This window comes from Nocardiopsis halophila DSM 44494, assembly GCF_000341245.1.
Taxonomy (GTDB): Bacteria; Actinomycetota; Actinomycetes; order Streptosporangiales; family Streptosporangiaceae; genus Nocardiopsis_A; species Nocardiopsis_A halophila.
In genome coordinates this window covers 1-12,053 of the sequence record NZ_ANAD01000187.1, presented here as the reverse complement: position 1 = coordinate 12,053, position 12,053 = coordinate 1, and the positions used below count along the sequence as shown (strand labels likewise).

The window sequence follows — 12,053 nt, the reverse complement described above, 5'->3', positions numbered from 1 at the left end:
GGCGACCCCCGCCGTGGCCGCGGCGAGGCCCAGCGACGCCGCCGCCACCGGGGCCAGTGCCGTGCGCAGCAGCCGCCCGGCCTGCCCGGAGGCGCCCAGCGCCCGTGCCCGGGCCAGGAAGTAGACCAGCCCGTTGGCCGTGCCCAGCTGGGCCACCGACGAGGCGATCAGGAACACCGAGGTCGCGGCGAACAGCAGCCCCGCGGTGTCCTGGGAGAACCCGCGCGCCACCGCCACCACCAGCGCCAGGTTGAGCGCCGCCCCGGCGACGGCGGCGGCCGTGTTCAGCGCCCCGCCGCGGGCGGTGCGGGCCACGGCGTCCCCGCCGGTCCGGCCCGCGCCGACGCGGGGGGAGGTCGGGGGCTCGGGCGCCATCGTTCTCCGCTCGTTCGGGTCGCTCGTTCAGGTCGCTCGGCCGGGTGGGGGCCGTGGCCGGAGGGCGGCGCGGGCCGGTTCAGTACAGGTCGGACGCGTACCGCTCGCCGGAAGGGCCGTCCGGCAGGTCGGCGCCGGGCTCGGGACGGGCCGCTCGGTCGGGGGAGGAGCGCCAGGAGGGCGTCTGCCCCCACCACTCGGCCAGCCGCTCGTCGGACTCGGCGAAGGCCCGCTCCAGGCGCCCGCGCAGCCGGTCCGGCAGCGCGGTGCGGGGCTGGGCGTTGTGCCGTCCGAACGCCACGCCCGGGCAGTGCCGCACCCCCAGGAACTCCTCCAGCTCGGGGAAGTGCCGCTCGGGCTCGGCGAAGAACCGCTCGCTGTCGACCACGAACATCCGCTCCCGCCCCACGTGCCTCTCCAGGCGCAGGAGCTGGTCGATGTAGCGGCCGCGGGCCACGTAGGCGTGGTGCTGGTGGTGGTAGGAGTGCGCCAGCGGGTCGGCGGCCAGCCGCTCCTCCTCGCCCGCGAGGCGCTCCTCCTCCAGGTCGAGCGCGCGCTCGAACGGCTCGTCCTCGAACCCCCGCGCGCTCTCGTGGCTGTGCGCCGAGTAGGCCCGCTCCACCGGGTCGCGCAGCATCACCACCACCTTCGCCTCGGGCAGGTCGGCGGCGATCCGCTCCGCGCACAGCGGGTGGAACAGGTAGTAGGGGCTGGACTCGCCCACNCCCCGGGGGCGCCCCGCCGCACGGTGCGGCGCAGCGGGAACCGGCTCCGGTACCAGTCCGTGCCCCGCCCGTAGGCGGTGTCGAAGTAGTGCACGCCCTTGCGCAGCGTGGGCCCGAACACCTGGGGGTGCTGCATCAGTGCCTTGAACAGGGAAGTGGTCCCGCACCTCTGGGCGCCGGCGATCAGGAAGTCCGGGAGCGCCCGGGAGCGGCGCCCGAGGTGTCCGGCGAGGTCGGCGGCGGTCAGCGCGGCGTTCTTCAGCGGGGCGGGAACGGGCCGTCCGGCCGTAGGGAAGCGCATGGGTGTCCTCACGTGTCGGAGTGGCGCCCCGCGGCGGGGCGCGGGTGTCGGCGCGGCCGGAGCGGGCGGGCCGCGGCCGCCGGCGCCCGGGTGCGGCGCCGGCGGAGGGTCATCTGCGGGGACCGGCCTCGTGCGCGGCGCGCTCGCCCAGCCCCTCCAGGGCGGGCAGGAGCCAGTCGTCGACGGCCGCGAGCGGGCTCCCGGCCTCGTCCTGGCGGTCCTGCAGGTACCGGGTGGCCAGGTCGACCAGGTACAGCGCCATCACTGCGGGGACCGCGTGCGGGCGCAGCCCCGCATCGGCCAGCAGAGGGTCGCACAGCAGCCGCGCCCCGGTGTCCAGCCAGCGCTGCACGCCCGCCTGCACCCCGGTCTGCACGCACTCGTTGAGCTCGTAGTGCAGCGCGTCCATGCCCAGCGGCACCCCCGACTCCAGCCGCTCCCAGTCCCAGACGAAGGCCCGGCGCGGCGTTCCGGCGATGTTCCACCGGGTGAGGTCGCCGTGCCAGGCCCCGAAGGGCAGCCGCACATCGGGCAGCGCCTCCAGGGCCGCGCGCAGCCGGGGCGCCTCCGGCCGCCCCTCCAGCGCGTCGATGCGCCGCTCCAGCTGCGCCCGGTAGGCGCTGGTGCGCAGGCACCCCTCGCCGAACCCGTCCATCGCGGCGATCTGCAGCACGCTGCGCAGCAGCTGGCGGCGGGTGGGCCGGTCGGTCTGGTCGCCGACCGGCAGCGCCTCCTGCACCAGCAGGGGCCGCCCGTTCCATTCCCCCTCGTGCATCAGCCGCGGCACGGTGACGTCGGGCAGGCGGGCCTCGGCCAGCCGGCGCAGCGCCCGCGTCTCGGCCCGGACCAGGCGCGAGGTGAGCTCGTTGACCCCGACCTTGGCATAGCCCACGGCCCGGCCGGCGGGGGTGAGCAGCAGCAGCACCGGCTTGCGGTTGGCCCGCGGCGGCCCCACGTGGATCGCGATGACCACGTCCCGGTCCAGGGCGGCGGCCAGGGCGTGCTCGATGGTGTGCCCGCTGCCCACGTGCAGCCGGTCGCGCAGCAGCAGCGGCGCCACCCCGCTGGCGAAGGCGGTGGTGAGCAGCGCCGCCCGCACCCGCTCGCGGAAGGAGTGGCGCTGGGCGAAGGCCGCGATGCCGCGGGCGGCCGCGTAGCGGTTGGTGACCGGGAGGATCACCCGGGGGTTGTGGGCCGAGGGCACCGGCAGGTACTCGCGCACGTGCGCGGCGGGGCGGTCGGCGGGCGGCGTGCGCCGGTCCGCGCATTCGGCGCCCCGCCCCAGGAGCCCGCCGCAGGGCCACAGCACCTCGGCCAGGTCCGTCAGATAGGTGGTCTCCCCGTTCACCGCGCGACACCCCCCACCGCCGCCGCGGCACCGGGGGCCCGCCGCCAGAGCAGGGCGATGCCCGCCATCGTGACCGCCAGCGGTGCCGTCAGCGCGACATAGAAGAACATGTACCAGAAGAGCAGGAGTACCGATAGGAGGGCGGCGGACCCCACCGCGTCCCGTTCGCGCCGGTGGCGCCAGGCGGCCACGGCGAAGAAGGCGGTGAACAGCCCGGTGCCGACCCACCCGTTGGCGATGAGGGTGAGCCAGAACTGGCCGTTGTTGCCGATGGTGTGGTTGCCGCACCCCGGGCACTCCGGGGAGGAGCCGATCGCGATCGACTCCGAGCTGCCCAGCATGTCGCGGGTGGTGCCCCAGCCCAGTACCGGCGACTGGGACGCGGCGTCGACGGCGGCCAGGCTGGTGGCGGTGCGCCCGTCGTCGCTGTGCGGGCTGTCCAGCCGGTCCCGCACCACCTCCATCAGCGGGGAGGCGGCCAGCACCGCGCACAGCGCGGCCCCTGCCAGCACCCCGGACAGCGCGGCGGCCGCCCGGCCCGACCGCACCAGCTGCACCAGGGCCAGGACGGCGGTCAGCGCCAGTCCCGCCCACAGCGCGCGGTTGAGCGAGTAGACGATGGGCGCCGCCGAGGCCGCCAGGGCGGCCGCGGCCGCCCACCGGTGCCACCCGCGCCCGGCGATCAGCCAGGCCGCGGCCAGCCAGGGCAGCAGCAGCGACAGCATGTTGCCCCAGGTGTTGGTGTAGGCCCACGGCGCCTTGGGGCGCGGCGTCTCGTAGGCCAGGACGTCGTTCATGATCTGGGACGACGCCGGGTGGATCAGCGCCTGGACGTAGGAGTCCGAGGCGATGCCGGCCGGCAGCAGCACCTCCATCGGCGAGGTGAACTCGAAGTAGGGCGCGGCCAGGCCGAGCAGGCCGCCGGCCGCCGTCGCCACGAACAGCCAGCCGAGCGCCCGGGCGATCCGGAGGTCGGACAGGTGCTCGCGCCCGGTGTTGCCGATGTAGAGCAGCAGTACGGTCAGCGCCAGGTAGTGGCCGAGCCGTACCAGGGCGCCCAGCAGGCCGCCGGATCCGGGAAGGGTCCCCTCGGGCACCATCCCGACCAGCGCCAGCCCGGCGGTCGCCCACAGCAGGAAGAGCGCCCAGAGGCCGAACCCCGGCGGCAGCCGGACCCCCTGCGTGCGGTGGCGGCGGGCCAGCTCGACGGCCATGGGGACGGCGAACGCCCAGAACGCGAAGGGGCCCAGCCCCAGCGCCCACCACAGCGGGTACCCGGCGAACAGCCAGACGACCGGCCATCCCGGCCGGGTGGAGCGCTCCAGCGCGCTCTTCAGAAGCCGTCCCAGGGCCCGTCCAGGGAAGGGCCCCGGCCGGCGGGAGCGGGACGCGGGGCTTTCCGGGTCTGTGGGGTTCGGGTTCGGAGGAGTCGAAGGGGGCGGAGGATTCTCAGGGCCGCCGGGGCGGCGCACTTCGGAAGGCGGCCCCGTTCCGCCCTGGGCCGCGGCGCCCATCAGCGCCCGGCCCCGGCGGGCTCGTCCTCGCGCTGGGCCCCGTCCGCCTCCTCGCGGTCGCCGCCGTTGCCGTCGCCACCGGCAGCGGCGTCGGTGTCGGGCGTGGCCTCGTTATCGGCGGCCGTATCGGACCTCTCGGACGTATCGGTCTGCTCAGCCGCCTCAGTCGCCTCAGCGGTCTCGGCCTGCCCGGTCGACCGATCCGGTTCGCCGGTCTCGGCGGCCTCGGCGGCCTCGCCCCAGGTCCGGTCCGGCGCCTTCGACGGGGCTCCATCCGTGGTGCCGGACCCGACGGCGCTGTCCGCGCTCCTCTCAGTGCTGCTCTGGGCGGTCCCCTCGGCGGCACCGGCGGCCTCAACCTGCTCGGCGCGCCCGCGCGCCCGCCGCTCCAGGGCGAAGGCGCCGACCGCCCCTGCGGCCAGCCCCAGCATCCCCCCGGCGGCCACCCACAGCACCGCCTGCGGCGACGAGGGCGACTCCGGCACCGCGGCCGGTGTGAGCACCTGGCCGGGGACCAGCGAGGCCTCGGCCGCGCTCAGCGGCCCGGTCTCGGCGTTGAGGTCGGAGATCTCGCTCTGCACGGCCTCCAGCCGCGCCTCGGCCCGGGCCTGCTTGGCGGACCCGCCCTTGGCCGCGTCCACGGCCAGCTCCTCCATCTGCTCCGTGCGCGCCTGCGTCTGCTCCTCCAGCGCCGCCAGACGGGCGTCGATGAGTTCGCCGACCCGCGCGCTCCGGTCGTCCAGGTAGGCCGCGGAGACGGCGGCGGCCCCGTCCCGGGAGGCGGTCGCGGTCGGCGCGGAGTAGGAGATCTCCAGCACGCTGCTGTTGGGCGGCACCTCCACCTCCNTCGGCCCCCCCCCCCAGCCGCTCGGCGGCGGCCGAGGCGACCCGCGCCGAGGTCGCCACCTGGGCCTCGGTGTCCAGGTTGACCTCGCCGTTGGTGCGCCCGGACAGCTCGCCGGTGAGTTCGGCGACCCCGGTGGGCCGCACCTGGACGGCCGTGGTCGAGGTATAGGTACGCGGCGCGAGGGCGGCCCCGGCCCCCGCCAGCACCAGCCCGGCGGCGGTGGCGGCGGCCACGGCCTTCCAGCGTCGGCGCAGCGTGTCCGCGCAGTCCCTGAGGTCCGGTCCGGCGGCGGAGGTCTCCATGCGGCCCTGGTCCTTCCTTGACTACCACTAGTGGTGAATTTTCGAATACCTAGAGTAGTCGTTTTCGGGCCCGGGGAAGGGGAGCTCGGCCCGTGATTCGAGGACAACCGAAACAGGACACGCCCATGGCGCCGCCCCGGCGCGCCGGTGGGCCCGCCGCGAGACGCCGCAGGGGGTCGTGTCCGCCGGCGTGGTGGAGCTCTGCGGGCCCCGGCCGCCCCCCGGGGGCACTGCCTGCCGCCCGCATCGACACCCTTGTTGATCTCGGGAAAGTCGGGGTAATACTCGCCGGTATTACCCCGACTTTCCCGAGATCAACGGCAAGAAGGAGGGGCGCGCACCCCGGGGCGGGGTCGCCGATGGCGCTGCAGCGGTGGCACCGTTCAGAAGGACGCGGCCGAAGGTTCCACCACGCCGGCGGACACGACCCCGGAGGAGGCGGCCACGGCGCACCGAGACGGCCCTTGATGGGGGTGCATCAGGGCGTGTTCCGCCCAGGAGGGTTCCCCGCAGGCGGCCACGGCCCTGACCGGCCGCTGTGCCGTCTTCACGCAGCCGGGCCCGGACGGCGCTCACCGCACCGGGACGCCCGGGCGGCAGATCGGCCCGGCCTCCGCGCAGAGCAGGCGCGAACCGCGGCATCCGTACTCTGCACCCGCCGAACCTCTGAAAAGCCCAGTACTGGGCTTTTCAGAGGTTCGGCGGCGTTGGGCAGGCCGCTCCGGTGGCGCCGCGGGGTAGGGGGTCGGCGATCCGGGCCGGTGGCCGACCGTCGTGCCGGGAACCGGTCCTGGTCCGCAGGGACGGTGTCTCGGCGCTGTCGCCGCTCCCAGCCGGACCCTCCACCGCGCCGCGACGGTCGCCCCGAGCGAGCGGCCCCGCAGGGCGGTCGGCTCCCTGGTGCGGCCGGTCGCAGGACAGTGGCCCGCGAACCGGGCGAGACCTCAGGAGCCGGCCGGCTCCTTGGCCTCCTTGGCCGCCGCCGGCTGGAACAGGGCCGTGACCAGCTCGCTGCACCACGCCAGCAGCTCCAGGTCCCGCAGCGGCCGGCCGCCCAGACCGCCCGACTTGGGCACCGGGACCAGCAGCGTCTCCGTGGCCTCCTTGAACACCGCCTTGGGGTAGAGCCGGCGCATCCGCAGCATCTGCGACTCGCGCATCCGCGCCGGGGCGAACCGGATCTGGCTGCCCTGCAGTACCACGTCGGTGAGCCCCGCCGACTTGGCCAGCACCCGGAACCGGGCCACCTGGAGCAGGTTGTCCACCGGCCGGGGCGGCGGGCCGTACCGGTCCACCAGCTCCTCGCGGGCGGCGGCGATGTCGTCCTCGCCCACGACCCCCGCGATCCGCTTGTAGGCCTGCAGCCGCAGCCGCTCGCCCGGGATGTAGTCGTGCGGGATGTGCGCGTCGACCGGCAGCTCGACCTTGGTCTCGACCTCCTCGGCCGCCGCCCCGTCGCCCTTGAGCTCGCGCACCGCCTCGCCGACCATGCGCACGTACAGGTCGAAGCCGACCCCGGCGATGCTGCCGGACTGCTCGGCCCCCAGGATGTTCCCGGCCCCCCGGATCTCCAGGTCCTTCATGGCCACGTACATCCCCGCGCCGGTCTCGGTGTGCTGGGCCACCGTGGACAGCCGCTCGTAGGCGGTCTCGGACAGCGGCCGCTCCGGCGGGTACAGGAAGTAGGCGTAGGCCCGCTCCCGGCCCCGGCCCACCCGGCCGCGCAGCTGGTGCAGCTGGGACAGCCCGTAGGTGTCGGCCCGGTCCACGATCAGCGTGTTGGCGTTGGGCACGTCCAGGCCCGACTCGACGATGGTCGTGGAGACCAGCACGTCGAAGTTCTTCTCCCAGAAGTCCACCATGACGCGTTCGAGCTGCTGCTCGTTCATCTGTCCGTGCGCGTAGGCCACCCGCGCCTCGGGGACCAGCCGGCTCAGCGTCGCCGCGACCTTCTCGATCGAGGCCACCCGGTTGTGCACGAAGAACACCTGTCCCTCGCGCATCAGCTCGCGCCGGATCGCCGCGGCGATCTGCTTCTCCTCGTAGGGCCCGACGAAGGTGAGCACCGGGTGCCGCTCCTCCGGCGGGGTGAGGATGGTGGTCATCTCCCGGATGCCGGTCAGCCCCATCTCCAGGGTGCGCGGGATCGGCGTGGCCGACATGGCCAGCACGTCCACCTGGGTGCGGAGCTTCTTCAGCTCCTCCTTGTGCTCGACGCCGAAGCGCTGCTCCTCGTCGATGATGACCAGCCCCAGGTTCTTGAACCGGTTCTCGCCGGACAGCAGCCGGTGCGTGCCGATGACGATGTCGATCTCGCCGGTGCGCAGCCCCTCCCGGGCCGCCTCCACCTCGGCCTCGGTCTGGAACCGCGACAGCGGCCGGACCGTGATCGGGAACGAGGCGTAGCGCTCGGTGAAGGTCGACAGGTGCTGCTGCACCAGCAGCGTGGTGGGCACCAGCAGCGCCACCTGCTTGCCGTCCTGCACCGCCTTGAACGCGGCGCGCACCGCCACCTCGGTCTTGCCGTAGCCCACGTCGCCGCAGATCAGCCGGTCCATCGGGACCGACTTCTCCATGTCCTGCTTGACCTCCTCGATCGCCGCCAGCTGGTCGGGGGTCTCGGCGTAGGGGAAGGCGTCCTCCAGCTCCCGCTGCCACGGGGTGTCCGGCGCGAAGGCGTGCCCGGGGGAGGCCTGGCGGGCCGAGTACAGCCGGATCAGGTCCCCGGCGATCTCCCGGACGACCTTGCGCGCCTTGCTCTTGGTCTTGGCCCAGTCCGAGCCGCCCATCTTCGACAGCGTGGGCGCCTCCCCGCCGACGTAGCGGGTGACCTCCTCCAGCTGGTCGGTGGGGACGAACAGGCGGTCCCCGGGCTGGCCGCGCTTGGAGGCCGCGTACTCGATGACCAGGTAGTCGCGGGTGGCGCCCTGGATCTTGCGGCTGACCATCTCGATGTAGCGCCCCACGCCGTGCTGCTCGTGCACCACGTAGTCGCCGGACTTGAGCTGGAGCGGGTCGACGGCGCCGCGCCGCCGGCTGGGCATCTTGCGCATGTCGCGGGTGGACGCGCGCTGCCCGGCCAGGTCGGTCTCGGTGAGCACCACGGTCTGCACCGACCGCCACACGAAGCCCTGCTGCAGCAGCCCGGTGGCCACCGTGGCCAGCGACGGCTCCGGCGGCCCGTCCAGGTCGGCGCTGAGCCGGGTGCCCAGACCCGCGCCGCGCAGCATCGCCGCCAGCCGCTCGGCCGGGCCGTGCCCCTGGGTGACCATCACCACGCGCCAGCCGTCGTGCAGCCAGCCCTTGACGTCGGCCAGGGCGCGCTCGGTGTCGCCGCGGTAGGCGTCGGCGTCGGAGGCCCCCACCACGAGCGTGTCCTCGTCCTCGTCCCCGGATTCGAACGGCGACAGCGTCCACCAGGGCAGCCCCAGCTCCGCGGCCTCGGAGCGCACCTGGGCGATGGACATGTACGCCGAGGCGCCCAGGTCGATCGGGGCCTCTCCGCCGGAGGCGGCGTTGATCCAGGACGCCTCCAGGAACTCCTTGCTGGTGGCCTCCAGCTCCAGTGCGCGGGTGCGGATGCGCTCGGGGTCGCAGGCCACGACCTGGGAGCCCGCGGGCAGGTGGTCGAAGAGCGGGTGCAGCCGGTCGGCCAGCACCGGGGCGAAGGCCTCCATGCCCTCCACGGCCACGCCCTCGGCCAGCTTGCCCAGCACGTCGGCCAGCTGCGGGTGGTCGGCGGCCAGCGCCGCGGCGCGCTCGCGCACCTCGGGGGTGAGCAGCAGCTCCCGGCACGGCGGGGCGAACAGGCCCTCGGCGGCGCGGCCGTCGCCGCCCTCGGGCAGCGAGCGCTGGTCGGCCACCTGGAAGTAGCGGACCTCCTCGACCTGGTCGCCCCAGAACTCCAGGCGCAGCGGGTGCTCCTCGGTGGGCGGGAACACGTCGACGATGCCGCCGCGCACCGCCACGTCGCCGCGCTTCTCCACCAGGTCCACCCGCGCGTAGCCGGCGTCGACCAGGCGGGTGACGACGTCCTCCAGCTCGACCTCGTCGCCGGGGCGCACCCGGACCGGCACCAGCTCGCCCAGCCCGGCCACCAGCGGCTGCAGCACGCTGCGCACCGGGGCCACCACGACCTTCAGCGGCGCGGTCAGCGGGTCGGAGGGGTCGGGGTGGGCCAGCCGGCGCAGGACGGCCAGGCGCTGGCCGACCGTGTCGGAGCGGGGCGAGAGGCGCTCGTGCGGCAGCGTCTCCCAGGCGGGGAACAGCGCCACGGAGTCGGCGGGCAGCAGCGAGCCCAGCGCCTCGGACAGGTCGAAGGCCTCGCGCTCGGTGGCGGTCACCGCCAGCACGGGCCGCCCGGCCCCGGCCGGGGCGTCCGCGGCCAGCGCGCCGACCAGCAGGGGGCGCACGGCGCCGGGCGCGACCAGGTCCAGGCCGGGACCGCCCCCGGTGCGGGCGGTCTCGACGGCCCGGGTGAGCGCCGGGTCGCCGGCGACGGTGGCGAGAAGTCCAGAAAGGCTCATGGCACCAATCAGGGGCGTGTGACGACAGGTCCGATCGCGCGGCGTGCTCGCGGCGCTCTGTACGGTGGCGACAGGGGCCGGGCGGCCGCGGCGGTCCGCGGCCACGGGACGCGGCCCGCGGTCGGCGGGCTCCCCCCGTGCCAAGACTACTGCCGCCCCGGGACGGAAGGCAGGCGGGCCGTCGAGCCCGGCCGGGTGCGGCCGCGGCGCGTTCCGCACACTCCGACCAACACCTCACCGGCCCCCTGTGTTCCCGCCGCGGCCCCGCCGCCCCCTACGCTGTCCTGCGACGGGACACCGACGGGACACCGAGACGCCCACGGGCGCGGCGCGAGCGGAGGTCGCAGTGCACACGGGCACCGACAACGGAGGAGGGGCGCCGGTCTTCACGCCGGATCCGGTCGCCCTGGCCCACCTGGAGCTGATCCTCAGCGGGGGCTACCCGCTGCCCGGGTTCATGGGCGCCGCCGAGGCGGAGGCCGCCGCCGGCGCGGGCGCCCTGCCGGACGGCACGCCGTGGCCGATCCCGGTCACCCTGCCGGTCCCCGAGGAGCTGGCCGGCGCCCGCACGGTGCTGCTGGCCGACCCGGAGGGGGCGCCGCTGGCCGAGCTCCACGTGCACGAGGCCTGGCGGGCCGGGCCGCAGGCGCCCGACGGCCGCGGCCCCGGCCCCCGCCTGGCGGGGGAGGTCCGGCTGGCCGGGCCGCCCGCCTACGGGGCCCTGCGCCACCTGCGGCTGGCCCCGGCCGAGCTGCGCGCCCGGCGAGAGGCCCAGGGGGGCGGCGGCCCGCTGCTGGCGGTGGCGGCCCGCGGCCCGCTGCACCACCGGGCACTGGCCCGGGTCCGGGCGGCCGCCGAACGGCTGGGCGGCGACGCCCCGGCCGAGGTGCTGCTGCTGGTCGACGCCCCGCTGGAGGCCCAGGGCCAGGCCCCCGCCGTACTGGCCGCCGAGCCGCTGCTGCCGCCGCGCACCTGGACCGCGGCCCTGACACTGCCGCCCGGCGCCGAGGGCGACCTGGTCGCCCCCTACGTCGCCCGCGCGTTCGGCGCCACCCACGTGCTNGGCGGGGAGCCGGCGGGCGGCCCGCTGCCGGTGGTCGACCCGGGGCCGTGGCGCTACGACACCGCCAAGGGCGCCTGGCGCCCCGCCGCGGAGGTCGAGGAGGCCGACGCCGCCGACGAGCCCTCCGCCGAGGAGGTGGAGGAGATGCTGGCGCGCGGCCGCACCCTCCCGGCCTGGTTCACCCCCGCCCGGGTGGCGGCCGAGCTGGCGCGGCTGCGCCCGGCCCGCACCCGCCGCGGGCTCACCGTCCTGTTCACCGGCCTGTCCGGGTCGGGCAAGTCCACCGTCGCGCGCGCCGTGGCCGAGGGAATCCGCCGCTCGGGCCGGACGTTGACCCTGCTGGACGGCGACGTGGTGCGGCGCATGCTCTCCAAGGGGCTGACGTTCTCGCGGGAGGACCGCGACATGAACGTGCGCCGGATCGGCTACGTCGCCTCCGAGATCACCCGCCACGGCGGCGTGGCCGTGTGCGCCCCGATCGCGCCGTACGCCTCCACCCGGGCCGAGGTGCGCTCCATGGTCGAGGAGAACGGCGACTTCTTCCTCGTCCACGTGGCCACCCCGCTGGAGGAGTGCGAGCGGCGGGACCGCAAGGGGCTGTACGCCAAGGCCCGCGCCGGAGAGATCCCGGCCTTCACCGGGATCTCCGACCCCTACGAGGAGCCCGACGACGCCGACCTGGTGCTGGACACCACCGGGCAGGACCCGGCCGAATCCGCGGCCGAGGTGCTCACCGCGCTGCGCGCCGGCGGGTGGCTGCCCGGACCGCCGGAGTCCGGCGGCGGGCACGCCTGAGTGCGCCGACGGGGCGCGTCGACGCTCGTGTCCGCTGGAGCGGTGTCTTTTCCGCCCGGCCGGTTCAGCGCTCCTGCCGTCAGCGGACGGCCGAAGGCCGCCCGACCGACGGCGGCCGCGGCCGCCGGGGACGACACGACTCCCATGGACGCCAACGGGCCGACGGGGGAGCGTCACCGGGGCACGGCGCGCCCAGGGCCGTCGGCCGCCGGTGACCCGCGGCCGTCCGGCCAGGGGCCCTTCGTGCCTGCGGCCGA

The 12,053-nt window shown here is 75.8% G+C and carries 5 protein-coding genes and 3 pseudogenes; 1 reads left to right on the top strand and 7 read right to left on the bottom strand.

Annotated elements, in window-relative coordinates; translation table 11 throughout:
* The 7 genes and pseudogenes from D450_RS30860 to mfd all read right to left on the bottom strand — a co-directional run.
* Positions 1-375: pseudogene (locus D450_RS30860) on the bottom strand (polysaccharide biosynthesis protein); the annotation flags it as partial.
* Between the two features lie 79 nt (positions 376-454).
* Positions 455-1,401, bottom strand: a pseudogene (locus tag D450_RS30855) (sulfotransferase family protein).
* Positions 1,402-1,510: 109 nt separating this feature from the next.
* On the bottom strand, positions 1,511-2,749 hold the full coding sequence (locus D450_RS0121370) for a phosphotransferase (protein ID WP_017540688.1): 1,239 nt from the start codon (positions 2,747-2,749) through the stop codon (positions 1,511-1,513).
* A complete protein-coding gene (locus tag D450_RS0121365) occupies positions 2,746-4,263 on the bottom strand; it encodes an O-antigen ligase family protein (RefSeq protein WP_017540687.1) in 1,518 nt (505 codons plus the stop codon). The genes D450_RS0121370 and D450_RS0121365 overlap by 4 nt, the downstream gene beginning before the upstream one ends.
* A complete protein-coding gene (locus D450_RS0121360; protein WP_152520884.1) occupies positions 4,263-5,099 on the bottom strand; it encodes a hypothetical protein in 837 nt (278 codons plus the stop codon). Before D450_RS0121360 ends, D450_RS0121365 begins: the two co-directional genes overlap by 1 nt.
* Positions 5,100-5,157: 58 nt before the next feature.
* Positions 5,158-5,412, bottom strand: a pseudogene (locus tag D450_RS35660) (Wzz/FepE/Etk N-terminal domain-containing protein); the annotation flags it as partial.
* 944 nt (positions 5,413-6,356) lie between these two features.
* On the bottom strand, positions 6,357-9,938 hold the full coding sequence (gene mfd, locus D450_RS0121355) for a transcription-repair coupling factor (RefSeq protein WP_017540686.1): 3,582 nt from the start codon (positions 9,936-9,938) through the stop codon (positions 6,357-6,359).
* 346 nt (positions 9,939-10,284) lie between these two features.
* Between mfd and cysC the strand changes: the two genes are divergently transcribed.
* Entirely contained in the window at positions 10,285-11,796 is a 1,512-nt protein-coding gene (gene cysC, locus D450_RS0121350; protein WP_017540685.1) for an adenylyl-sulfate kinase, read from the top strand.
* Positions 11,797-12,053: the final 257 nt, after the last annotated feature.